The sequence below is a fragment of the Mesorhizobium sp. M0678 genome (assembly GCF_040320505.1).
In the GTDB taxonomy this organism is placed as follows: domain Bacteria; phylum Pseudomonadota; class Alphaproteobacteria; order Rhizobiales; family Rhizobiaceae; genus Mesorhizobium.
Map to the genome: position 1 here is coordinate 78,201 of NZ_JAMYPT010000008.1, position 24,516 is coordinate 102,716.

The 24,516-nt window shown below is 62.1% G+C and carries 23 protein-coding genes; 4 read left to right on the forward strand and 19 right to left on the reverse strand.

All coding sequences use genetic code 11. The features are described 5' to 3' along the window. Positions 1-9 precede the first annotated feature (9 nt). The 4 genes from NKI29_RS16590 to NKI29_RS16605 all read right to left on the reverse strand — a co-directional run bounded on the left by NKI29_RS16590 (position 10) and on the right by NKI29_RS16605 (position 6,265). The gene (locus tag NKI29_RS16590; protein WP_352570422.1) at positions 10-3,168 is read right to left on the reverse strand and encodes an efflux RND transporter permease subunit; all 3,159 of its coding nucleotides are present in this window, start codon (positions 3,166-3,168) and stop codon (positions 10-12) included. Beyond that, positions 3,165-4,412: an efflux RND transporter periplasmic adaptor subunit gene (locus NKI29_RS16595; RefSeq protein ID WP_352570424.1), complete on the reverse strand. Its 1,248-nt coding sequence runs from the start codon at positions 4,410-4,412 to the stop codon at positions 3,165-3,167. The genes NKI29_RS16590 and NKI29_RS16595 overlap by 4 nt, the downstream gene beginning before the upstream one ends. Before the next feature lie 169 nt (positions 4,413-4,581). Further along, positions 4,582-5,178 carry a LysE family translocator gene (locus NKI29_RS16600; RefSeq protein ID WP_352570425.1) on the reverse strand — a complete coding sequence of 199 codons (597 nt, stop codon included), beginning with the start codon at positions 5,176-5,178 and terminating at the stop codon, positions 4,582-4,584. A 106-nt stretch (positions 5,179-5,284) separates the two neighbouring features. Continuing rightward, positions 5,285-6,265 (reverse strand): acyl-CoA desaturase, encoded by a 981-nt coding sequence (locus tag NKI29_RS16605; protein WP_352570427.1) that lies wholly within the window; start codon positions 6,263-6,265, stop codon positions 5,285-5,287. 186 nt (positions 6,266-6,451) lie between these two features. Here NKI29_RS16605 and NKI29_RS16610 point away from each other — a divergent pair, with 186 nt between their 5' ends. Further along, entirely contained in the window at positions 6,452-6,856 is a 405-nt protein-coding gene (locus NKI29_RS16610; protein WP_352570428.1) for a metalloregulator ArsR/SmtB family transcription factor, read from the forward strand. A gap of 38 nt (positions 6,857-6,894) precedes the next feature. Here NKI29_RS16610 and NKI29_RS16615 read toward each other — a convergent pair whose 3' ends face one another. The 7 genes from NKI29_RS16615 to NKI29_RS16645 form a co-directional block, all read right to left on the reverse strand. Next, complete coding sequence (locus NKI29_RS16615; RefSeq protein WP_352570429.1) at positions 6,895-7,536, reverse strand: SEL1-like repeat protein; 642 nt, start codon at positions 7,534-7,536, stop codon at positions 6,895-6,897. Between the two features lie 5 nt (positions 7,537-7,541). Then, entirely contained in the window at positions 7,542-8,114 is a 573-nt protein-coding gene (gene ilvN, locus NKI29_RS16620; RefSeq protein WP_023676680.1) for an acetolactate synthase small subunit, read from the reverse strand. A 66-nt stretch (positions 8,115-8,180) separates the two neighbouring features. Beyond that, positions 8,181-9,932 (reverse strand): acetolactate synthase 3 large subunit, encoded by a 1,752-nt coding sequence (locus tag NKI29_RS16625; RefSeq protein WP_352570430.1) that lies wholly within the window; start codon positions 9,930-9,932, stop codon positions 8,181-8,183. 352 nt (positions 9,933-10,284) lie between these two features. Beyond that, on the reverse strand, positions 10,285-11,445 hold the full coding sequence (locus NKI29_RS16630) for a PcfJ domain-containing protein (protein WP_352570431.1): 1,161 nt from the start codon (positions 11,443-11,445) through the stop codon (positions 10,285-10,287). A 215-nt stretch (positions 11,446-11,660) separates the two neighbouring features. Then, complete coding sequence (locus NKI29_RS16635) at positions 11,661-12,188, reverse strand: GNAT family N-acetyltransferase (RefSeq protein WP_352570432.1); 528 nt, start codon at positions 12,186-12,188, stop codon at positions 11,661-11,663. A 21-nt stretch (positions 12,189-12,209) separates the two neighbouring features. Next, entirely contained in the window at positions 12,210-12,521 is a 312-nt protein-coding gene (locus tag NKI29_RS16640) for a hypothetical protein (RefSeq protein WP_352570433.1), read from the reverse strand. 1 nt (position 12,522) lies between these two features. Next, positions 12,523-13,089: a helix-turn-helix domain-containing protein gene (locus NKI29_RS16645; protein ID WP_352570435.1), complete on the reverse strand. Its 567-nt coding sequence runs from the start codon at positions 13,087-13,089 to the stop codon at positions 12,523-12,525. Between the two features lie 150 nt (positions 13,090-13,239). Here NKI29_RS16645 and NKI29_RS16650 point away from each other — a divergent pair, with 150 nt between their 5' ends. Further along, positions 13,240-15,066: an ATP-binding protein gene (locus NKI29_RS16650; protein WP_352570436.1), complete on the forward strand. Its 1,827-nt coding sequence runs from the start codon at positions 13,240-13,242 to the stop codon at positions 15,064-15,066. 36 nt (positions 15,067-15,102) lie between these two features. Here the strand turns inward: NKI29_RS16650 and NKI29_RS16655 are convergent, their stop codons facing one another. The 3 genes from NKI29_RS16655 to miaA form a co-directional block, all read right to left on the reverse strand. After that, complete coding sequence (locus NKI29_RS16655; RefSeq protein ID WP_352570437.1) at positions 15,103-15,489, reverse strand: ester cyclase; 387 nt, start codon at positions 15,487-15,489, stop codon at positions 15,103-15,105. Positions 15,490-15,621: 132 nt separating this feature from the next. Then, positions 15,622-16,416: a GGDEF domain-containing protein gene (locus NKI29_RS16660; protein WP_023676688.1), complete on the reverse strand. Its 795-nt coding sequence runs from the start codon at positions 16,414-16,416 to the stop codon at positions 15,622-15,624. 104 nt (positions 16,417-16,520) lie between these two features. Next, a complete protein-coding gene (gene miaA, locus NKI29_RS16665; RefSeq protein ID WP_352456562.1) occupies positions 16,521-17,489 on the reverse strand; it encodes a tRNA (adenosine(37)-N6)-dimethylallyltransferase MiaA in 969 nt (322 codons plus the stop codon). Here miaA and serB point away from each other — a divergent pair. Beyond that, entirely contained in the window at positions 17,479-18,366 is an 888-nt protein-coding gene (gene serB, locus NKI29_RS16670) for a phosphoserine phosphatase SerB (protein WP_352450067.1), read from the forward strand. The genes miaA and serB overlap by 11 nt on opposite strands. Further along, positions 18,363-18,935 (forward strand): GNAT family N-acetyltransferase, encoded by a 573-nt coding sequence (locus NKI29_RS16675; RefSeq protein WP_352570438.1) that lies wholly within the window; start codon positions 18,363-18,365, stop codon positions 18,933-18,935. Before serB ends, NKI29_RS16675 begins: the two co-directional genes overlap by 4 nt. A gap of 47 nt (positions 18,936-18,982) precedes the next feature. Here NKI29_RS16675 and NKI29_RS16680 read toward each other — a convergent pair whose 3' ends face one another. From NKI29_RS16680 to NKI29_RS16700, 5 genes are all read right to left on the reverse strand, one after another. Continuing rightward, positions 18,983-20,500 (reverse strand): DegQ family serine endoprotease, encoded by a 1,518-nt coding sequence (locus tag NKI29_RS16680; RefSeq protein WP_023676691.1) that lies wholly within the window; start codon positions 20,498-20,500, stop codon positions 18,983-18,985. A gap of 145 nt (positions 20,501-20,645) precedes the next feature. Further along, positions 20,646-21,608 (reverse strand): protease modulator HflC, encoded by a 963-nt coding sequence (hflC, locus tag NKI29_RS16685; RefSeq protein ID WP_023676692.1) that lies wholly within the window; start codon positions 21,606-21,608, stop codon positions 20,646-20,648. Then, positions 21,608-22,702 (reverse strand): FtsH protease activity modulator HflK, encoded by a 1,095-nt coding sequence (gene hflK / locus NKI29_RS16690; RefSeq protein ID WP_352456516.1) that lies wholly within the window; start codon positions 22,700-22,702, stop codon positions 21,608-21,610. The genes hflC and hflK overlap by 1 nt, the downstream gene beginning before the upstream one ends. 162 nt (positions 22,703-22,864) lie before the next feature. Beyond that, entirely contained in the window at positions 22,865-23,383 is a 519-nt protein-coding gene (locus NKI29_RS16695; RefSeq protein ID WP_023676694.1) for a dihydrofolate reductase, read from the reverse strand. Next, positions 23,383-24,393: a DUF4424 domain-containing protein gene (locus NKI29_RS16700; protein WP_352570441.1), complete on the reverse strand. Its 1,011-nt coding sequence runs from the start codon at positions 24,391-24,393 to the stop codon at positions 23,383-23,385. Before NKI29_RS16700 ends, NKI29_RS16695 begins: the two co-directional genes overlap by 1 nt. Positions 24,394-24,516 lie beyond the last annotated feature (123 nt).

A 24,516-nucleotide genomic window follows, 5' to 3' on the forward strand; every position in this document is an offset into this window, starting at 1 on the left:
GGGCCAGCGCTATTCGGCTGCCGCCTTCTGCGGCACCGGTTCTTCCTCCTCGTCGAACAGTGACGGCTGGTCGACCGCTTCGACCGGGCTCGGCTCGCCCCGGCGCCGTGCCCACAGCCTGACCAGCCAGCCGGAAAAATGCTCCATGTAGACGTAAATGACGGGCGTGACGAACAGCGTCAGTGCCTGCGAGGCGACAAGACCGCCGACCACCGCCACGCCGAGAGGCTGGCGCAATTCCGCGCTGGCGCCGGTGCCGAGCGCGATCGGGATGGTGCCCATCAGCGCGGCAAGCGTGGTCATCATGATCGGCCGGAAGCGCATCAGGCAGGCCTTGTGGATGGATTCGACAGGCGACATCCCCTCGCGCCTGAGTTCCAGCGCCACGTCGATCATCATGATGCCGTTCTTCTTGACGATGCCGATCAGCATCAGGATGCCGATCACCGCGATCACCGAAAGATCCATCCCCGCCAGCCGCAGTGCCACCAGCGCGCCGAGCACCGCCGATGGAAGCCCGGTCAGGATGGTGAGCGGGTGGATGAAGCTCTCATAGAGCATGCCGAGAACGATATAGATGGTCAGAATCGCGCCGCCGATCAGCAGCCCCTGGTTGGAAAGCGAATCCTGGAACGTCTTGGCCGTGCCCGAGAAGGCGGTCGAGATCGTCGGCGGCATGCCGATCTTGTCCTTCAGCGCGTTGATGTGGCTCACGCTGTCGCCGAGGGCCACGCCTTGCGGCAGATTGTAGGAGATGGTCACTGCCGGAAGCTGGCCGAGCTGGTTGACGGTCAAAGCACCGGCGGTCCGATCGACGCGGGCGAACGCACCGAGCGGCACCAGGCTGCCGCTCGCCGTTCTCACCTTGATGGCCAGCATCCGCTCGGGCGACCACTCGATCTTCGGATCGAGCTCCATGATCACGTCGTAGCTGTCGGCCGAACCGAAGATGGTCGACACCTGCTGGGTGCCGAAACCGCCATAGAGGCTGGAGCGCAGCGTGTCGGTATCGACGCCGAGGTTCGCCGCCTTGTCGCGGTCGATCACCAGCGTCGCCTGTAGCGCGTTGTTCTGCAGGTCATTGGTGACGTCGGTGAAGGCGGCATGATCGGCAGCCATCGCGTCCGTCAGCCTCTGCGCCCAGACGTTCGTCAGGCCGGTATCGAGGCCCTGAACGGCAAGCTGGTAGGCACTCGCCGAAGAACGCGCGCCGAGCCGCAGGTTCTGCACCGGCTGCATGTAGGTTTCGATGCCGGGCACATTGGCCAGCTGGCGCCGCAGGTCCGTAAGCACCTTGTCGATGTTCGGTCGCTGGTCCTTGTCTTTCAGCTGCACAAACAGCTGGCCCTGGTTGAGCGCATTGTTTCCACTGCCCGCCGACCAGCCGACATGCGCGACGTAGGGCGAATGGGTGAAGACATCCGCCACTTGCCCCTGCAGCTTCACCATCGCGTCAAACGAAATGTCCTGGCGCGCGATGGTCGTCACCGAGACCTGGCCGATATCCTCCTGCGGGAAGAAGCCCTTCGGCGAAATCTGGATCAGCCACACCGACAGCCCGGCGGTCACCAGGAAGACAAGGAAGACAAGGAAATTGTGGCGCAGGCAGAATGTCAGCAGCCTGTCATAGCCCTGCATGAAGACGTTTTGTCTATGGCCTTCACCGTGCGCTGCTTTCTGCTCGGCTTTCGATAATGACAACAGCCGCGAGCACAGCATCGGCGTCAGCGTCAGCGAGACGAACATCGACGCCAGGATGGCGACCGTCACCACCACCGCGAATTCGTTGAAGATGCGCCCGATCACGCCGCCCATCAAAAGCACCGGAATGAACACGGCGACCAGCGAGATCGAGATCGAGATGATGGTGAAGCCGATCTCGCGCGCGCCCTTGAGCGACGCCTCGAGGGCAGAGAGCCCGTCCTCCTCCATATGGCGGAAAATGTTTTCGAGCATGACGATTGCATCGTCGACGACAAGACCGACCGCCAGCGTCAGCCCCATCAATGAGACGTTGTCGATGGAAAAGCCGAACAGGTACATCACGCCCAGCGTGGCGATGAGCGAAATCGGCACCGCCACGGCCGGGATGACCGTCGCCGTTACCCGGCGCAGGAACAGGAAGATCACCATCACCACCAGCGCGATGGTGAGCAAGAGCGTGAACTGCACGTCATCGACCGCCTCGCGGACCGATGTCGAGCGGTCGTTTAGCAACTGGATGCTCGCCGCTGCCGGCATCTGATCGTCGAAGGAAGGTAGCATCGCCTTGACGCGGTCGACGACGTCGACGGTATTGGCATCCGGCTGGCGCTGCACCGCCATAATGATGGCGCGGGTGCCGTCATACCAGCTTGCCGTCGTCGTGGTCTCGACCGAATCGATGACGCGGGTCACCTCGCCGAGCCGCACCGGATGGCCGTTCTTGGTTGCGATGATGATGTTGGAGAATCCTGCCGCATTGGTCAGCTGCGTGTTCGCGGTGATCGTCAGCTGCTGTTTGTTGTTCTTGAGCACGCCGAGCGGCGTGTTGCTGTTGGCCGAGGCAATGGCCGTCTGCAGCTGGTCGATCGAGATGCCGCGAGCGGCGAGCGCCGTCGGATCGATCTGGACGCGGACGGCATATTTTTGCTGGCCATAGATCGAAACCTGCGCAACGCCGTCGATCGTCGACAGCGACGGCGAAATCACATTCTCGGCAAACGCGTCGAGATCAGTCAGCGGAATTGTGTCGCTGACCAGCGACATCAGCAGGATCGGCGCATCGGCTGGATTGACCTTGCGGTAGCTCGGCGGGCTGGTCATCTCCGGCGGCAATTGTCGTTGCGTGCGTGCGATCGCTGCCTGCACGTCGGCGGCGGCTGCATCGATGTCGCGGTTGAGCACGAACTGAATGGCGATCGAGGTCGAGCCGAGCGAGTTGGTCGTCGAGATCGAATCGATGCCTGCGATAGTGGCAAACTGCTTGATCAGAGGCGTTGCCACCGAGGTCGCCATGGTTTCCGGCGAAGCCCCGGGCAGCGAGGCCGAGACGTTGACAACCGGAAATTCGGCGCTTGGCAGCGCCGCGACCGGCAGGAATTTGTAAGCAAATAGCCCGCCCAGAACCAGGGCGAACGACATGAGCAACGTGGCGACGGGCCTGCGGATGCAGAATTCGGAAATCATGGCTGTGTTCCGCCCGTCCGGTCAGCCTCGGCAACCTTCGGAGCCGCCTGATCGCCGGTGCCGGTCGAAGCCTTGCCTTCGCGCACCGCCGCGCCGTTCTTCAGTTTGGTCTGACCCTCGACGACGACACGCTCGCCGCTTTTCAATCCTTGGCTGATTGCGGTGTTGGTGCCTTCTGTCAGCGCGACCTGCACGGGCCGCATTTCAACGGTGTTGTCCGGCTTGATCACATAGACGAACGGGCCCTTCTGGCTGGGCTGGACGGCGACCGTCGGAACGGACGTCATTTGTGGCATGATGCCGGCATCGAGCACGACGTTGACGTATTGGCCCGGCCATAGCGAAAGATCGGCGTTGGGCACACTGGCCCGCGTTGCGATCGTGCCGGACGCCGTGTCTACGCTGGAATCGACGAAATCCAGCGTTCCCTTGCCGATCGGCTTCGGGTCGCCGTCCTTGGTCAGCGTCACCGCACCTTGCTGCGGCGCTGCCAGCGCCTTGTGCAGCAAGGCAAGATCGCTTTCGGGGAGATTGAAGTTCACCTGCAGCGGGTCGACCTGCGTGATCGTCACCAGTGGAGTCGACGTGCTGCTGCCGTTGCTGGTGGTGACGAGATCGCCGACGGCGACGTTGACTGCGCCAAGCCTGCCGGAGATCGGCGCCCTGATCGTGGCGAAGCCAAGCTGGATTTGGTCTGCATCGATCGTTGCCTTGTCGGCGTCGACGGTGGCCGCGGCGGATTTCTGCGCCGCGACGGCCTGATCGTAGGTCTGCTGTGTTCCGGCCTGCCTGGCGACGAGATTTTTGGCGCGCTGAAGATCGGCCGTGGCGCTGGCAAGCAGCGCCTGGTCTTTCGCGAGCGTCGCCTGATCGCGTGCCAGTTGTGCCTTCAACGAGCGATCGTCCAGCGAGAACAGAAGGTCGCCGGCCTTCACCATCTGTCCGTCCTTGACCGCGATTGCGACGATCTGACTCGATATCCGCGCGTTGATGCTGACCACGGCAGGAGAGGACACAAAGCCGATGGCATAGCGCCGGACCGGGAAATCGGCCGTCGTAGCCGTGGCGGCAACCACCGAAGTCGTACGCGCGGCATTTGCTGCTGCAGCGGGCTTGTCCGCCGTCGCCGTCTGATTCGCCGACAGCATCTGCTGAAGACCGCTCATTGCGCTGGGCGAAAGATAGAGCCACGCCGCGGCAACGCAGGCTGCAGCGATCACCGCTAATACGATCTTTCCGCGCATCGACAAAAGGCCTTCTCAACGCGACACGCCGATTTCCGCTGGTCGCACTCTAGCTCAACTCGCAGCCTCTTGCCGCGATTTTGCCAGATAATAGAGGATGCCGAAGGCGAAAAAGGGCCAAAACCCGTCATTACGAAGATTTAATGTGCAGTGCACAATAGAACGGCAGCTAACGCAGCATCGGCCACAGCGTCGCCGCAAGCATCACGCCCATGGCGATGTTGAACCATTTGAGCCGCACCGCATCCGCCAGAAAACCGCGCAGCGCCATGCCGAAACCGGCCCAGGTCGAAATGCTCGGCAGCATAACGACGGCGAACGCGGCCGCGATCAGCACCACCGACACAAACCGGCGTTCCGGGTTCGTATAGACGGCCATGGCTGTAATCGCCATCACCCAGGCTTTGGGATTGACCCACTGGAAAGCCGCAGCCTCGATGAACCGCATCGGCTGGCCCTTCGCCTCGCCTTCGCCGCCGAGCGAGCGCGACATGGCGATCTTCCAGGCGAGATAAAGCAAGTAGAGGCCGCCGGCGATCTTCAACCCGGTATGCAGGACCGGAAAGGCCGTCAACACGGCGCCAAGCCCGAAGCCTACGGCAAGCAACAGCACGAGGAAGCCGAAGCCGATGCCGAGCATGTGTGGCACGGTTTTGACCAAGCCGAAATTCACGCCCGAGGCCAAAAGCATGAAATTGTTCGGACCCGGCGTGATCGAGGTCACGAAGGCATAAACCAGCAGAGCAAGGAATGCATCGAAGGTCATGGAGGATCGCAATGATCAATAATACTGAAATACTGACTTAAATCGATGAAGTGCTGAGTGCAAATGCAATTCGTTGGTCCACGCGCCCTAAGCGTTCCTTCATTTCTTAGGCCAATATCCGCTGAGAACATCTATCTGCGGTAGGCTGCACCGACCATAGATCTGAATCCGGGGCAGTTTCGCGCTGACGGCGCACGCGTCGCAGCCCTTTGCGTCTCGGCGTATTCTCCGGAATCTTGACGCTGTGCGCCAGACCCAGGATCGCCAGAACCTGAATGAATAGCCAGCCGAGATCGATCTGTCCGTGTTCCAGACCAAGCCGTGCAGACTCGGGAAACGCGTGATGGTTGCCGTGGAAACTCTCGCCGAACGTTACCAGCCCGAAACGCGGCAAATTGTATCCTTGCACGGCAACGTCGTCGACGCGCCATCCTTGCTCCCTATCTCGGTGCGCAAAATGCCCAACCAACCAATGCCCGGTAAGCGACACTGAAACGCGCACCGCGATTCCCCATACCACCCAATCCCAGCCGCCAAGCGCGAAAAAGAGGATCGCCCAGGGCAGTTGTTGCAGCATCCAGGTGCGTTCGACGAACTTGTAGAACAGGTCATTCCTGATCGAGGGTTCGATGACGAAGGTGGGTGGATTGCGCAAAGCGACCGCGCAATGCATCTGCCAGAAGGCATCGGTGAAAAATGGCCGACGATGGGCATGGAGATCGTGACATGCGGTCTGGCGCTGAGCCCAGTCACGAATATCGTGAGCATAGATCATCCCAAAAGGACCGGCCATGCCGACGAGCACGCCAAGGTAGACCAGCGCATGCTCGACCCAGATATGAACCTTGAACGAACGGTGGATGAGCAGACGGTGCATCCCCACCGAGTGTCCGGCGCAGATTGTCGCCGCCGTTGTCGCAACGAATAAGGCGAAGGCACTCCAGCTAAATGTCATCGGTCCCAACACAATGGCGGCGATCGTCATCGCCCCGACCCAGATCGACTTTGCCGGCACCCACACGACTTTGCCGTCTTCGGCGTCACTGTCCTGTTGGGAAATCATTCTGCCCGTGGATATGGTTTTCATCGGTACCCCTCCTCCTGCATGAACATTTCCGGACCACAGCCTTGCCTTCTGGCGCGTCTTCCGTTACTTAGGCAGTAAGCTAATCGTCTACTACTACGAATTAGGTATTTAGGCAATAGTCTAAATGAAAATAAGAAAAGCGGACCGAGGCGCAGCCAACGCCTCGGCATCACAAGGTGGCAGACAGTGATCGAAGATGCAGAGCACGCAGCGGATGCCGAAACGGCTGCTCACGCAAATGGCGCGATACAGCGCGTGTTTGAAGCGCTATCTTCAGCGCCCCGGCGCAAGATCCTCGCCTATCTTGCGCACTCTTCCCTAACGGCGGGCGAGATCGCGGCGCGCTTCGAGATGTCGAAGCCGTCGATCTCGCAGCATTTGAGCATTCTGGAGACGGCCGGGCTCATCGCCAAGGAGCGGCACGGACAGTTCATCCACTATTCTCTGGTCCAGAACAATCTTGTGAACACGCTGAATGGATTTGTTCAGGATGTCTGCCCGGTATCGCGCCCTATCAAGAGAGAAAGCAAAGAACTTGGTCGAGGCGAGGCAGCGCAAAGATCGCACTTGCGCAAATCTGAAAAGCCCTAGCGGCTTTGCATCGTTTTCATGAGCGCCTTGGCGTATCGTCAGGCGTCAAATTCCACAGCGATCTCGCAAGACTTTTTGTAGGCGGCCATCGCCTCGGCTTCGTCCACAGAGACGCCTTCACCATGCTGAAGGGCGCTGCCATACATGGTGCAACCCCAGGCATCGCCCTCATTGCAGCTCAGCTTGAATGTGCGATAAGGGCAAGATTCATTGGCACTACCGGCGGCAAGCAGTTTGTTTAGCCCAAGCCGACCCAAGAGAATTCCCGCGCCGCGATTTGTGCAGCCGCCGATACTGCCAGTAGCGCAGGCCTGGGCGAACATCTCCTCGGTCCATTGCTTGTCTTCTGGCGAGTGCTCCTGGATGACCCTGGCCGTCTCGAAACAGGCTTCGCCCCTGCGTCCGTCGAAACACCGCTTGGCACAGGCCAAGACGTCTTTCTCACAACCTTGGTAATCTATTCCCGGCGTGGAAAAGAGCGCGTCATCGACGCCCGACGCCCTGCGCCAAATATCGGCCGGGCATTGTTGGAAATAGTAGCTCGGTGTGCCCCTGCGGTCGATTTCTTCAAACAATTTCGGCAGCACTGACTTGTCGAATACCGGCTCCTGGCTGGCCGCCGCCGTCGTGACCGCAAGAACGATTGCGCCGGCGCCTGCTAGAATTGCCGCCGCGAGCATTATGATCACATCCCTTGCGGGCCGCGGTTCATCGCCGCCACTCCGGTACGGCAGATTTCAACTAGCCCGAGCGGTTTCATGATGGCGATGAACTGATCGAGCTTGGAGCCCTTGCCGGTGATCTCGAAGATGAAATGCTCGGTGTTGGCATCGATGACGCTGGCGCGGAATGCATCGGCGAGCCGGAGCGCCTCGACGCGGGCTTCGCCGGTGCCGGCGACCTTGACCAGCGCGAGTTCCCGCTCCAATGGCCGCTCCTGTCCGAATTCCTGCGACCGCACGGTGAGATCGACGACGCGGTGCACCGGCACGATGCGCTCGAGCTGGTGCTTGATCTGCTCCAGCACGTGCGGCGTGCCGCGCGTCACGATGGTGATGCGCGACAGGTGCTTTTCGTGCTCGGTTTCCGAGACCGTCAGGCTCTCGATGTTGTAGCCACGTCCGGAAAACAGGCCGATGACCCGCGCAAGCACGCCCGGCTCGTTGTCGACCAGGACCGAAAGCGTGTGGTTCTCTGGTTTTTCCGTCTCCTTGGCGATAAAATAGGCGGAGCCGGTCGGTTGCAACTGTGCGTTCATGACATGGATCTCGATTTCAAACTTTTGCGCTAATCTGCTGTTTCCGCACAGCTTCCTCGAACCAGGCTACACCAGTTCCCTGCCCTTGGCGTCGATCGCGTTGGCTACAGCTTCGTCGGTCGCCTCGTCAGGCAACAGCATCTCGTTATGCGCCTTGCCCGACGGAATCATCGGGAAGCAGTTGGCGAGCGTCGCCACGCGGCAGTCGAACAGGACGGGCTTCTTGACCCCGATCATCTCCTTGATAGCGTCATCGAGCTCGTCCGGCTTGTCGCAGCGAATGCCGTGGCCGCCATAGGCTTCGGCGAGCTTGACGAAATCCGGCATCGCCTCGGTGTAGGAGTGCGACAGCCGGTTGCCGTGCAGCAGCTGCTGCCACTGCCGCACCATGCCCATATATTGGTTGTTGAGGATGAAGATCTTGATCGGCGCCTCGTGCTGCACCGCCGCGCTCATTTCCTGCATCGTCATCTGCACCGAGGCGTCGCCGGCGATATCGATGACCAGCGCATCCGGGTGCGCGATCTGCACGCCGAGCGCGGCCGGCAGGCCGTAGCCCATCGTGCCCAGTCCGCCGGAGGTCATCCAGCGGTTCGGCTTCTCGAAATGATAGTGCTGTGCCGCCCACATCTGATGCTGGCCGACCTCGGTGGTGATGTAGGTGTCGAGGTCCTTGGTCAGCGCATAGAGCCGCTGGACGGCATATTGCGGCATGATCACCTCGTGGTTCATCTTGTAGGCGAGCGAATCGCGCGCGCGCCATTTGGCAATCTGCTCCCACCACGGGTGAAGCGCTTTCTTGTCGGCCTTGGCGGTTGCCCGCCACAGCCGCACCAGATCCTCCAGCACACGCCCGACATCGCCGATGATCGGCACGTCGGTGTGGACGTTCTTGTTGATCGACGACGGGTCGATGTCGATGTGGATCTTCTTCGAATTCGGCGAGAACGCGGTGAGCCGCCCGGTGATGCGGTCGTCGAAGCGCGCGCCGATGCAGAGCATGACGTCGCAATCGTGCATCGCCATGTTCGCTTCATACGTGCCGTGCATACCGAGCATGCCCATCCAGTTCTTGCCCGACGCCGGATAGGCGCCGAGGCCCATCAGCGTCGAGGTGATGGGAAAGCCGGTGAGGTCGACCAGCTCGCGCAGCAGATGGCTCGCCTCCGGGCCGGAATTGATGACGCCGCCGCCCGAATAGATGATCGGCTTCCTGGCGCCGGCCATCAGCTCGACCGCCGCCTTGATCTTTTCCAGATCGCCCTGGACCTTCGGTTGGTAGCTGGTGCGCGGCGCCGTCTGCGGCGGGACATAGATACCCTTGGCGAACTGCACGTCCTTCGGAATGTCGACGACGACCGGACCGGGGCGCCCTGTGGTTGCCACATGGAAGGCCTCGTGGATCGTTGCCGCGAGCTCGTTGACGTCCTTCACCAGCCAGTTGTGCTTGGTGCAGGGCCGCGTGATGCCGACCGTGTCGCACTCCTGGAACGCATCCGAGCCGATCAGCGAAGTCGGCACCTGGCCGGTCAGGCAGACCAGCGGGATCGAATCCATCAGCGCGTCCTGCAATGGCGTCACCGCATTGGTGGCGCCCGGCCCTGAGGTCACCAGCATGACGCCGGCCTTGCCGGTCGAGCGCGCATAGCCTTCCGCCGCATGGCCCGCGCCCTGCTCATGGCGGACGAGGATGTGCTCGACCTCGTCCTGCTGGAAGATTTCATCGTAGATTGGCAGAACCGCGCCGCCCGGATAGCCGAAAACATGCTTGACGCCGTTGTCCTTCAGCGCCTGCACCACCATTTCGGCGCCAGTCATTTCGCCCCTTGGCATTTCAGTTCTTGGCATCTCGCGCCGCTCATTCTGTCCACTGCTCATCGGTCTGGTCCCGTACTGTTCGCCATCTGGCGATTGCTGGTCGTTTAGTCGTATTTCGGGCAATAAAAAAGGCCCCCGAGGGAGCCTGTGTCTTGCGCATGGGAGGTCACCGCCCGGCGGTTACACCGCCTTGCCCACGCGCTTTCCTACGAGAATGAGTGCCTTTTTCATGGTGGCGGACAATAGAATTGGTTTGACGCCGCTGTCAACGGCGAATGTGCACTTGGCCTGACGTCGGCACATCCGCCCATTGTGCACCCGCGCCGCCTTTCCGCCGCGCGGGTGTTCCGTTTCAGGCGCAGAGCACCACACCCCTCGCCTTGGCCCAGCGCTCGATGATCTTGCGCTCCTCGAGCGAGGCGAGACGATTGCCGAATCCGCGCACCTGCACCGCACGGTTTTGCGGGTCGAGTTCGATCGTCAGCAACCGCTCGATCTTGCCGAGCGCCGAGCGCCGCAGCACCCAGATCGAGGCATTGCCGGCGATGCATTTGGCCGCGTATATCGAGACGCAATGATGCATCGCCCGGCTCTCGGCGACCAGATCCTCAGCTGTCTTCAACTGACGGACGAAGAAACGCTCGCCATGCGCCTTTGCCTCCTTGGTCGACGGCTGCCAGTCCCAGTCGTCCAGGCACGAGCCGTCCCAGGCGCGACCCTGCGACTGCGTCCCGGCAGTACGCGTGGCCCGCCCGGCAGCGCGGCGGCGCATTGCCTCGATGCGTTCGATCGCGGCAATGTCTCGATGCCATTCCAGCATCTGCCGACGCAGCGAGGCAAGCGTGCGACCCTTCAGGCTGTACGCGGCATCGCGCTGGTGCACGGCGCCGATATAGTCGCATAGATCGTCGATCTCCTCCTTCGACGCGGGTTGCCCGCAGAAGAACCGTGTCACCTCGCGCCAGAAGGCCAGATCGTTACGTGGCGTGCGCGCGATTTTCGACTTGGCAAGTCGGGCCGCCAACCCGGAATCATCCGTGTAAGACCGGGCGATCGCCACCCAAAACGCCTCGTCGAACCTGAAATCGCCGGGCAAGTTCAAGAAGCAATGCACCTCCTTGCGAGACAGCCACGCACAGGCGCCCGCCTTGTAGAACGAGTCACCACGCGCCACTGCGATATACCAAGCCTTGCGAAGCGCAATCTGGAGGGCATTCAACCCCGAGCTGTCCAGCCAGATCCCCTCGAGCGCGGCTGTAACCGGGTAGCGCGCATAGAGATGACGCGCCGCGGCCAGCCGCAGCCGCGCGGGGTCGCGCGTCTTCAGCTTTGGACGCCACAGCGCGCCGTCGCGGATCGCCATGCCGGCAAACCCCCGACGTGCCTCGTCGAGCGCCCGCTCGAAATCCGGAGCGGGACGCGGGACGGGAAAAACCCGCCGCAGCGTTACGGCATATGCTTCAATGCGTTCGCGCTCGGCATCCTGCCTGCGCTGGATCATGGACTTTGCCATGGCCGTTCTTCCTGATTGGAACCCTGTCGGCCGCACGCAATTCCAGCGTCGGCACGGAATGTGTCGATCTGGATCGCCGGGTCATTGACAGGTCTCCTTTCAGGACGGATCAGAATGGGCGGCTTCTCTAAGCTCGCCGCCAATTTGACGCAAGAGCTATTCTTTCCATGCCCGCGATGGTCTGACGGTGTTGCAAAGGTGCATCGTTGTCGCCATCACCGTGTCCGGCCGACGCGTTTCCAGTAGATGAGGGTGCCTGTCAGCCCGCCATGCGGCTTCAGCGCATAATCCGGTATTTCGCCGGCCAGCGTGAAGCCGAGCTTTTCATAGAGGCCGGAAGCCCCCTCCTCTTTTGCCGTGTCGAGGACCAACAGCGTGCGGCCTTTCTCCACGGCAACGGCTTCCGCCGCCTCCATCAGGCGGGTTGCGATGCCCTTGCCGCGATAATCGAGGCGGGTCATCAGCTTGGCGATCTCGGCCCGGTGCGGCTGGTTGGGAGGGCAGTCGAGCAGCAAGGTGACGGTGCCGACCAGAGCCTCGCCGTTCCAGGCCCCAAGCACCGCCCTTTCGCCTCTGGCGGCCGCATGAAGCGACCTGTTCCAGAAGGCCGCGGCCATCTCCGGCGCCAGCGGATGCATGAAGCTGACCGAGCCGCCGGCAGCGACTGTCCCGATCAGCAGATCCGCCAGCATTTTTTGCGTTCCGTCAGTACTGGTGAGTGGCCTGATTTCGATCGAACTCATGTGGTTCCCCTGCGCCGTCCGTCAATCGAAATGACTGGTCCGCTTCCGCTTCCTGGCCCGCCGGATTTCCGCGATGCGATCGGCGTCTTCCTCTTGCAGATGTCGCCCGCGTTCCAGCAGTTCGAGCGTGTATTCCTCATAGGTCAGGCCCAGCCGCTCGGCCTTGTCCAGCCGCATCAGCATGATCTCGCGGCTCGGCGCTTTCCACGCCTGGGCATGGGCGGTCCGCCAGGCAAGAAACACATAGGGCTCACCCTTGCCCCAGGGCGGACCGTTATAGTCGTCGAGCGGCGGACCGCCATTGTCGGAGCGTTTCGGACGGCGCGCCTTCACCTCAGCTCCTGGCCAACGCAACCAGATAGTCGGCGGCGTCCGGCCCCGGAGCGTGAAAGACGCAATCGGATGGCGCGCCGAGCGCCAGGCAGTCGCCGGGTTCGAGCCGGTGAACGATGTCCCCCTCGGTGAATTCCAGCCGCCCGGAGATCAGCCATATCTGTTGCCTAATGAAGGCATAGGACGCCGCCGGGAAACTTACCTTGGCGCCGGCCGGCAACTGGATCCGGATCAGTTCGAGGGGCATGTCGGCGACCGGCGAAAGATGCCGCCGCACATAACCCGTAGCCGGATCGCGCCAGAGCGGCTGGTCACGTTCGCGAAGCAGGCCACCGCCCTGCAATTCCGCCCTTGCGATCAATGTGGACAGCGTCATGCCGAAGGCGGCCGCAATGCGCACAAGGAGTGCCGCCGTCGGGCTGGTCATGCCGCGTTCTACCGTGCTCAGCATGGCTTTCGAAACATCGGACCGCTCCGCCAGCTCTGCCAGGGACCAGCCTCGAGCCACTCTTTCGGCATGTATTCTTCTGCCGATGGTCGAGGAGATGTCGTTCGCTATATCATCCATTAATCCAATATATCGAAATTTTTCTACGGAGCAACGGCCGTTTCATCCATTTTTCGCAAACTCCTTAATGTCCGCTAAACCATCCGGCCTCATCCCACCTTAACCCCGTTCGCCTAGGCTCATCGCTTGGGAAAAGGGATCGGCGTGTCCATGCTCGTTGAACGCGAAGCCTCCATTGGGGAACCGACTTTGCTGGAGCGCCGCAGGGCGGAGCAGAACGACAAGCGCATTCTGGGCAATGTCGTGCAATGCGACGGCGCGCGCGCCACCATCAGCGCCTATGCCGACGATATCGAAGGCACGGTCACCGGCCTGTGGAGCGTCGGCAAGATGATCTCGATCAATCTCGGTACATCACGAACCGTCGGCCTGGTCTATGAAATCGCCAAGTCGGATCGTGCCTGGAGCAGCGAGGGCCAGAATCCGATCGAGGTCAGCATCGAATTGATCGGCGAGGTGCGCGACGGTGCCGGACCCGGCGCGAAGCCGATCTTCGACCGTGGCATCACAACCTACCCGCATATCGGCGCCATTGCCCATCGTATCCGCAGCCGCGACCTGCAGGCCGTCTACGATCTCGCCGGTCGTCATTCGATCACCATCGGCACGCTGTCGCAGGACGAGGCCATCGACGCCAATATCGCCATCGACGATACGCTGGCGCGCCATTTCGCCATTGTCGGCACCACCGGGGTTGGCAAATCGACCGCCGTGTCGCTGCTCTTGCGCAAATCGATCGCCGCCCGGCCCGACCTGCGCGTGCTCATCCTCGATCCACACAACGAGTTCGCCGCGTCGTTGCCCGAATATTGCGTCAGGGTCGATTCGACGACGCTCGACCTGCCCTTCTGGATGTTCAAGCTCGAGGAATTTGCCGAGGTGCTGTTTCGCGGCCGCGAGACGGTCCCGGAAGAGGTCGACGCCTTGCGCGATCTCATCCCCGCGGCCAAGAACCTCTACCGCAATCCGAACTCCGGCAACTATCTACGGCGCAGCACCGATGCGCTGACCGCAGACGCGCCGGTGCCCTATCGCATTGCCGACCTCATCAAGCTGGTCGACGAGCGCATGGGGCTGCTGGAAAGCAAGAACGATCGCCCGACCCTCAGGTCACTGAAGACACGTATCGAATCGGCGGCATCCGATCCGCGCTACCGTTTCATGTTCAACTCGCGCCTGATCGAGGACACCATCCACGAGACGATCGGCAACATCTTCCGCGTGCCGCATCACGGCCGCCCTGTGACCTGCTTCGAAATGGCCGGCATGCCGTCCGAGGTGGTCAATTCCGTATGCTCGGTGCTGGCGCGGCTGGCCTTCGACCTGGCGTTGTGGAGCGAAGGCCGCCTGCGGCTGCTCTTCCTGTGCGAGGAAGCGCATCGCTATATGCCGGCCGATCCGCGCCTCGGTTTCGCGCCGACGCGGCACGCGCTGTCGCGCATCGCCAAGGAAGGCCGCAAATATGGCTGTTATCTCGGCGTCGTCACCCAGCGCCCGGGCGAACTCGACCCGACCATCCTGTCGCAGTGCTCGACGTTCTTTGCCATGCGGCTCGCCAACGAGCAGGACCAGGCGATCATCCGCTCAGCGATCGCCGACTCCTCGGCTTCGACGCTGGCGTTCCTGTCTTCCATGGGCCAGCGCGAGGCCATTGCCTTCGGGGAAGGCGTGGCGACGACGATGCGGATGAAGTTCGAAAAGCTCTCAGAGGATTTGATCCCCGGCACCGCCAAGCGCGCGGACGCCTTGCGGTCCGAAACCGGCGACGAGGTCGACCTCGTGGCGATCGTCGAACGGCTGCGCAACGTGCCGAAATCACAGCAGGCAATGCCTTTCGCGGAAGTCGTCGATCAGGGCCGGCAGGCCGGCGATTCGGACTATCGCAAGCCGTCGGCCGCACGCACCCAGCGGAACGACGATTTCGACTTGCGCTACGGCCTCAAGCCGGCGACCTTCGGCCTGCGTCCCCCAGAATGATTGAGCCGAGCGACTTTTAGGCAGCGCTCGCAGATGTCAAAGCTGAGTTTCGATGGCTGTCTTGTCTATAACTGACCACACCTGGCGAATTTTCCCTCTCTGAAACTCATAAAATACGTTCTCGGCAAACGAAATTCTCTTCCCGCTTACATCGAGCCCAAGGAACGTTCCCCTTGGCGCGCAGTCGAAGCTTAGCCGGCTCGCTACATAAGGCGGATCGGCAACCAATAGCTGAATGTCGAAGTAAAGGTCCGGAATTTCGTCGAAGTCTCTCACCAACATTTCGAGATAGCCGGACAATCCGAGCTTGCGACCGTTGTGGGTCACTTCATCATGAACAAACCGCCCCAGATTTGGCCAATCCTGCTTGTTCAGGCATGCAATATAGCCTCGGTAAAGATCGGAGAGATCGGATTTAGTCACGGCAACACCTCTATTTCCGGCAAGCCCCGCAAAGGCAGCATCTCAGCTTGACTGGGTGACGTCGGTCTGCGTGCACCGGAAACGCAGAAAACGATACCAGACGGCCGGCATCAGGAATTCAATGACGGAATTTCAGGCACACACGCGGTTGCGCCCTTGCCTCTTCGCCTCATAGAGCTGGCGATCGGCGCGGCGATAGAACTCCTCGGCGGTTTCCTTGCGATCCCAGACGGCAAGCCCGACGCTGGTGGTGATTTTCAGTCGGACATTGCCCGTCAGCACCGACATGTTGGCGATCGCCTTGCGGATGCGCTCCGCGAATTTGGATAGCAGCTCGGCGTCCATATTGGGCGTGACCACCGCGAACTCCTCGCCGCCCAGGCGCGCCACCACGTCGTGATAGCGTGTCATGTCCTTGAGACAGTTGGCGACCGCCCGCAACACCTCGTCGCCGACATCGTGACCGTGGCTGTCGTTGACCTGCTTGAAATGGTCGAGGTCGAGGATCATCAGCCCTACTGGTTTCTCGATGCGACGGAACTCTTCGAGATATTCCTTCAGCGCATCGTCGAAATAACGCCGGTTCTGCATGCCGGTGAGGCTGTCGGTGAGCGCCGCATGCTCCAGCGTTTCCGAACGCGCGCTGAGCGAAACGGTCATGGCGCGCAGCTTGCCTTCTTCCGTCGCCTGCTTTCGGATCAGCGGGTAGATGAAGAAAATGCCGAAGAACAGCGCAGTCGCCAGCAGCACGCCCGTCGCAAACAGCAGCTTGTTGAGATAGACGATTTCATCGAGTTCCGAAGGCGTATTGCTAATGTCGGCGGCCAGGGTTTGCAGGAGCCCATAGGCGTAAAGCGTCACCAGGCCGGCGGCCAGGATCACAAAAATAAAGACGAAAAAGGCTGATTCCGCCTTGTGGAAACGCATCTGCTCCCCGTTGGAAAGTTCGTAACGATCTTATGGCATGCGGGAACTTACGGACAGTTAACCTGGACAACTTCAACGCGAAATGTCCCCTCGGTGTCGACTTTTCAGGTTGCGCTCGAATGAGGGAGTGAGAGCATCGAGTCGATCCCCTCACCAGGACGCAATCTCTGCCATTCCGGGCCCAATTGGTGCCTGAACCAGGTCGCCTGCCGTTTGGCATATTGCCGCGTCGCGATTTTCGCGCGCTCGATGGCCTCGGGAAAACTGAAGGCGCCGGCCAGCGCGGCCTGAAGCTCGCGAACACCGATTGCTTTCATCGCCGGCAGGTCGGGATCGAGGCCGAGCGCTGAAAGCTGTTTCACCTCGTCCAGTGCCCCCTTGTCCAGCATGCGGTCGAAGCGAGCATCGATCCGCTCCACCAGCGCCGCTCGCTCCGGCTCGATGACGAAAAAGCGCGCGCTGCTCCTGTCGATCAACGGCCGGCCACGCGCGGCCTGCCAGTCCAGGATGGAACGCCCCGACGCGTCGAGCACCTCCAGCGCCCGCACGATGCGCTGGCCATCCGTCGGCTTAAGCATCATGCCGGCCGCAGAATCCTCGCGCAACAGGATGCGGTGCAATCTCACTGCGCCCTGTTCCTGGAGCTCGTAGCGCCAGCGATCGCGGATCGACTTCGGAATGTCGGGCATCTCCGAGATACCTTCCGTGAGCGCCCGGAAATAAAGCCCGGTACCGCCGACGAAAATCACTGGCCGCTCCGAGAGCGTGCCGTCGTCGATGAGCTTCGTGACATCACGCAACCAGGCGCCGGTGGAATAGGCGGTGGACGGATCGACGTGTCCATAAAGAAAGTGGGGGACGCGGGCGAGTTCGGCAGGACCAGGCCGCGCCGTCAGCACGTCGAGCACCGAATAGCCTTGCATAGAATCGGTGTTGACGATGACACCGCCATTGCGCTCGGCGAGGTCGAGTGCGAGCGCCGACTTGCCGCTGGCGGTCGGCCCGGCTATCAGGATCGCGTTCTTCACGCGGCCTTCGCCCGCCTGTCCGCTGGAATTTTCGATGCCGCTGATCGCCACGCTTCTATCCCATCCCGCCGGCCGCGCATTGACGCCGACGCTAGCGAATATGGCCTCGCGGTCGGTCGGCGCAAGCGCTGTTCGCTGGCTGGCCGAAGGCATCGCCTGCGAACTCGACTTGCCGGAGACCGCCGACGCTTCCGAAATAACGGCGCGCCTGCAGGCCGCGCTTGCTTCCGAACCGATCGACGTGGCCGTCCAGCCGGCTGAGAACAGGCGCAAGAAGATCCTGATCGCCGACATGGATTCGACGATGATCGACCAGGAATGCATCGACGAGCTTGCCGACGAGATCGGCGTCAAGGATCGGGTCGCCGCCATCACGGCGCTATCCATGAACGGCGAGATCGCATTCGAGCCGGCCTTGCGCGAGCGTGTGGCGCTGCTCAAGGGTCTCGATGCCGCAATCATCGACCGCATCATCGACAATCGCCTGACGCTAGCCTCCGGCGGCCGCACGCTCGTCCAGACAATGGCGGCCAATGGCGCCTGGACGGCGCTGATCTCCGGTGGTTTCGACATCTTCACCACCCGCATCGCAGCATTGCTCGGCTTTCACGAAAATCGCGCCAACCGCCTGATCGAGCAGGATCGCCGCTTCACCGGCTTGGTCGCCGAACCGATCCTCGGCCGCGCCGCCAAGGCCGAAGCCCTTATCGAGATTTCCGCCCGCCTCGGCCTGACGCCTGCCGATGCCATTGCCGTCGGCGACGGCGCCAACGATCTCGACATGATCCGTCTTGCCGGCATCGGCGTCGCCTTGCATGCCAAGCCGGCCGTGGCAGCCGAGGCAAAGATCCGCATCGACCACGGCGACCTCACCGCCTTGCTTTATCTGCAGGGTTATCGCCGGGAGGAATTTGTCGAATGACGCCGATCCGCACCGAGCGCCTGATCCTGCGCAACTGGGGAGATCGTGACCGCGAGCTCTTCCATCGCATCAATTCCGACGAGCGCGTCATGGAATTCTTTCCGTTTCGGCGTGACCGTGCCCAGTCGGACGCCAAGATGGAGGAGTTGCGCGCGGCTATCGATCGCGACGGCTTCGGCTTCGCGGCCGCTGAGATCGCAGCCACAGGTGAATGCATCGGCTTCGTCGGCATAACCCGAACCGATCATTTGCCATTCCTGCCGCGCGGCACGATCGAGATCGGCTGGCGGCTGGCACCCGAATTCTGGGGCCGCGGCTATGTCACCGAAGCAGCCGAAGCCTGGCTCACCCATGGCTTTGAAAGACTTGGCCTCGACGAAATCGTGTCCTTCGCAGTCAAGGATAACAGCCGGTCCACTGCCGTCATGGAGCGCCTGGGCATGATCGCCGACCCGGCCTCCGACTTCGACCATCCCGGTGTTCCGGACAGCCACACCGCACTCAGGCGACATGTTTTCTACAGGCTGCCGCGCACAGACTGGCAGGCAAGAAAAAGGGCGGCCCGCTAGCCGCCCTTTTTCGTTTCAAGATCAGAGTGTTGCAGGCTCTTCCGGACTCAATCCATCCGGATTGTCACAAACCGCAGCTCGCCGGTCTTCGACGCCAGCATCAAAAGCGCGTTCTTGCGCCCCTGCTCCTTCAGCGCGCCGATCCGGTCCATGACGTCCTTGGGCGTTGCGACCGATTCCTGCGCGATCTCGGTGATCACCTCGCCCGGCTGGATACCGCGTTCGGCTGCCGCCGAATCCTTGGCGACGTCCGTCACGACGACGCCGGAGACATCGGTGGCGATGCCGAATTTCGTGCGCGTCTCCTCATTGAGCTCGCCGATCGTCATGCCGAGCACGGCAGCCGTCGAAACCGCAGGCGCCTTGTCGGCATCGTCCTGGTCGGTGTTGCCGTTTTCACCGCCGCTGGCAAGCTTTTCGCCGTCCTCGAGCCGGCCGAGCGTCACCTTGACGGTCTGCTCGACCCCTTTGCGCACGATGATCACGTCGACCGCCTTGCCGACCGGGCTCTCCGCCACGACGCGCGGCAGGTCGCGCATTTCATGGATGTCCTTGCCGTCGAATTTGATGATGACGTCGCCGGCCTGGATTGTGCCGTTGTCGACCGGCCCGCCCTTGATGACGCCGGCGACCAGCGCGCCCTTGGCGGTCGCCATGCCCAGGCTTTCGGCAATGTCGTCGGTCACCGGCTGGATGCGCACGCCGAGCCAGCCGCGCCGCGTCTCGCCGAACTGGCGAAGCTGGTCGACGACGCCCGAGGCAAGCTGCGACGGGATCGAGAAGCCGATGCCGATCGAGCCGCCCGATGGCGAGATGATTGCCGTGTTGATGCCGATGACCTCGCCGCTGCTGTTGAACAGCGGTCCGCCGGAATTGCCGCGGTTGATCGCGGCATCGGTCTGGATGAAGTCGTCATACGGGCCGGAATTGATGTCGCGATTGCGTGCCGAGACGATGCCGACTGTCACCGTGCCGCCGAGACCGAACGGATTGCCGATCGCCATCACCCAGTCGCCGACACGCATCGTGTTGGAATCGCCGAACTTCACCGCTGTCAGCTTGTGCCCTTTCGGATCGACCTTCAGCACCGCGACGTCGGTCTTGGTGTCGGTGCCGACCAGCGTCGCCTTGAGCGTCACCCCATCGGAGAAATTCACCTCGATGTCGTCGGCATCGGCAATGACGTGGTTGTTGGTCACCACGATGCCCTGCTCGGCGTCGACCACGAAGCCGGAGCCCAGCGACTGCACCTTTTGCCCGCCGCCGCCCTTGTCGCCGCCACGGTTCTTGAAGAAATCGTCGAAGAAGTCCTGGAAGGGCGAGCCTTCCGGCAGCTGCGGCATCGGCACTGCGCCCGGCCCCTCAGTGCCTTTAACAGTCTGCGACGTCGAGATGTTGACCACGGCGCCAAGCAGGCCGGCGGCGAGATCGGCAACCGAGGGCGGCCCGTCGGCTGCCATCGTCGGCGCCACGAACGACGGAACGGCAACGGCGCCGACCAGAAGCGCAGCGGCCCCGGCGATGAACGTCCGCCTCGCTGCACGCAGAAGGGTGGTGGATGTCATCGAAAGGCCTCCGGGTGTTCTGAAAAAAACCGCTTCGGCAAAAATGCCGGTCCGCGTCATGTTGGCAAGAAATAAGGCACGTTTGCGGCTATGGCTACCGCCAGAGAATAAATCCTCTGTTACGCCGGCTATCCCTGCACCGGCCCTACTGGCCGGTGCTTGGCTGCGCTGCCGGTGGGGCGGGAGCGGCAGGTGCTGGCGCTGGTGCCGCCGGTGCCACAGGCGTTTCCTTGCTGTCCGGGTCGCGGAAGAAGCGGAAGAACTCGGAATTCGGCGACAGCACCATCGTCGTTCCGGCGCTGTTCAGCGCCGTGCCATAGGCATTCATCGACCGATAGAAATCGAAGAAGGCCGGATCGCGCTGATAGGCCCCGGCAAACGTGGCACTGCGCTGGGCTTCACCTTCACCGCGCAGGATTTCAGACTCTTTTTGCGCTTCGGCGACGATTTCGACCACTTCGCGGTCGGCGCGAGCCCTGATCCGCTGCGCTGCCTCATTGCCTCGCGCCCTCAGCCGCTCGGCTTCGGCGAGACGTTCGGCCTTCATGCGATCGAAGGTCTGCTGCGAGACTTCGGCCGTGAGATCGGTGCGGCGGATGCGGACATCCTCGATCTGCAGGCCAAGCGAGGTGGCATCGGGCCTCAGCTGATCGCGCACCTCGCGCATCATCACCGCGCGCTCTTCCGAGAGCGCCGCCTCGAAGTCTCGCAGGCCATAGACGCGGCGCAAGGCGGCGTCGAGACGCGTCCTCAGCCGGGCCTCGGCCAGTTCGATCTGGCCGGACACCGCGGCGCGGAACACGCGCGGATCCGAGATACGATAGGCGATAAAGGCATCGACCTCATAGAATTTGCCGCCCGAAACCTGGACACGGATGTTGTCGAGGTCGAAGCGCAGGACCCTGTTTTCGATCAGCTGCACGGTGTCGGCATCGAAGAAGGAGAATGGCGCCTTGAAATAGATGCCCGGCTGGTTCTTGACGTCGACGATTTCGCCGAACCTGAGCACCAGCGCCTGCTGGCGCGCATTGACGACGAAGACCGACGAGTAGAGCAGGAACAGGATGACCGCGGCGATGACCGCAATGACGGGAAGACGGTTGGCCATCACTGGTTTCCTCCGGTGGCCGGTGTCGGCGCCTTCTGCTGCAATGCCGGCAGCGGCAGGTAGGGAACGACCCCTTGCCCGTTGCCTTGCTCGACGATGACCTTGCTCGAATCCTTCAGCACCCTCTCCATCGTTTCCAGGTAGAGTCGCTTGCGCGTCACCTCCGGCGCCTTGGCATATTCGTCATAAACCGAGATGAAGCGCTGCGCCTCGCCTTCGGCCTCCTGCACGACCCGGTTTTTGTAGGCGGCCGCGTCTTCGCGGATCTGTGCGGCCGCACCGCGTGCCTGGCCGAGCTTCTGATTGGAATACTGATTGGCCTGCTCGACGAACTTGTCCTCGTCCTGCTCGGCGCGCTGCACCTCGTCGAACGCGTCTGCCACCTCGCGCGGTGGCGCGGCGTCCTCGATCGAAATGGCGTTGACGTTGAGGCCGGCCTTGTAACCGTCCAGCGTCGTCTGGATGATCTCACGCACCGACGCCGCGATGCCTTGCCGGTCGTCGCGGAAAATGTCTTGCGCCGGGCGCCGGCCGACCGCTTCGCGCATCGCGCTTTCGGCGACCTGCTGCAGCATGCCGTCCGGGTCGGACACGTCGAACAGATAGGCCTTAGGGTCGGAGACCTGATAGGCCACAGAGAACTGCACATTGACGATGTTCTGGTCGCCGGAAAGCATCAGGCCATTGCCGCTGGAACTGCCGCCGCCGATACTGACAAGCTGCTCGGCGATGTTGGCGGTCTCGACCGTTTCGATGGGCCACCAATGGAAATGCAGGCCAGGCTGCGACAGCTCCGCCTTCGGCTTGCCGAACCTGAGTTCCACCGCAACTTCGTCGGGCTGCACGGTGTAGACCGCCTTGAACGCCCATAGCACCACCAGCGCCGCGGCAATCAGCCCGAACACGGCAGGGCTCGCGCCACCGCCGCCCGGCAGCGCGCGCCGCAACCTGTCCTGCCCGCGCCGGATGATATCCTCGAGATCGGGAGGCGAGCCCTGCGGGCCGCTGGGTCCTTTTGGTCCCTGACCCCAAGGCCCCTGATTGTTGCCGCCGCCCCACGGGCCGCCGCCGCCGCTCTTGTCGTTCCAGGGCATAAATGTCCTTTCGCTTGGAATTCCCTCAAGCGCCGGCTCACCGGCGCAAAATCCAATATTATTATTCTATAGGGATGCAGCGGCACGCTTTCAACGCGATCGGCTGCCGCCACTGTCCGCCTTTTGGGTCCATCTAGACCTGTCGCGACCCCTTTGTCGCCTTCAATGCACGTCGCGGCGCCGCTCGTAAACCGAATAGCGTGTCGCATGGCTGTCCTTTTCGCCAGCCTCCACCTCCTGCGAGCGGACGATCCGCCACAGCGCCGGATCGATCGGCGGGAAATGGGCATCGCCGTCGACCGCGGCCAGAACATGGGTCACGTGCAGCCGATCGGCCAACGGCAGCGCCTGAGCGTAGATCTCGCCGCCGCCGATGACGCAGATCTCGTCGGCGCCGGCCATGCAGCGCCCGCGCACCGTCGCCAGCGCGATTGCGTCCTCGATTGAGTGCGCGACTTCGACGCCCTCGGCGCGCCATGCCCTGTCTCGTGTCACCACGATGTTGAGCCTGCCCGGCAATGGGCGGCCGATGCCTTCATAGGTCTTGCGGCCCATGATGATGGGCTTGCCCATCGTATCGGCTTTGAACCGCTTGAGATCGGTGGACAGCCGCCAGGGCAACCCACCCTCGCGCCCGATCACGCCGTTCTCGGCGATGGCGACATAAATCGCGAGGTCCATCAGCCGCCGTTTCCGCCATCGGATGGCTCCAGCAGCAATATGTCGATGTCGTGCTCGGGGTAGAAGTTCTGCGCCTTCATCTCGAACGTCGTCGGTCCGATCTTCCTGACGTTTTCGCCGCAAAACGAGACCAGGTTCTTCGGATCGCCCTTGTCGACGGTCAGCTTGAACGTGCCGATGTTTCCCGACGCCCAGTTGCCGCCCGTTGTCAGGATATAGGCGATGCGGTTCTCGAAATATTTCGGGTAGCCGTCGGGATCGTCCTTGGCTGCCTTGCGCACGGCATTCTCGAAGGCATCGTCCATGCAGTAGCGTGTCTTGTAGGCGGCATACTGACCCTGGAACTGGCCGTCATAGAAGAAGCTGACCGAGGAGGTGCCGCCGACGCTCGGCTTGTAGCGATGCGAGACATGGACCGCCTTGTTGGCCGGAAAGGTCGAGCGCCACCAATAGGTCGAGCGCAATTGCCAGAACGGCGTATAGACGGTCTTCATGCCCGAACCGTCGTCGGCAGTGTCCTCGATGATGATGCCGCGGTTGACCCAGTCGTCGGCGACCGCTTGCGGCAGCTTTGCCAGCGCTGCCTTGGCCGCATCGCCGAACGGATAGAACGGCACGCCCAGCGCCTTCAGGTCAGCGCCGATGTCGATGCCGAGCGCGAACACCTTCTGCTCGAGCTGCGGCTTTGCCGGCACCCCGTCGATCGTCACTTCGAAGCCGAGGAAATTGTCGCTCTGCGCCTCCGGAATCGCCGGTATTTCTTCGGGGTCGCCTTCGATGTCGGGCATCGGAAAGGCGACGATCGCATCGACATCCTTGTCGGTGTTGTTGCGGAAGACGTAATCGACCATCACTTTTTCCGGCGAGATGTAGAGATCCTCGCTTTCCATCGCCACCGCATCGCTGCGCGAAAGGATCAGCCCACCGGTGCCGAGTTCGGCGACCGAATCATTGGCGAGCGCAGGCGTAGCTGAGAGCGCCAAGGCTGCGGTCAGGACGTAACGGAACATGGAAACTCCCCCGGCGAGAATGCCGACATGACTCTAGCTGTTCAATGTGGCGTTTCAAAGCCTTTCGGCAAATGCGCCGGCGCCTGCCGGCATGTCGTGCCGGTCTAGACACGCCGGTCCCGA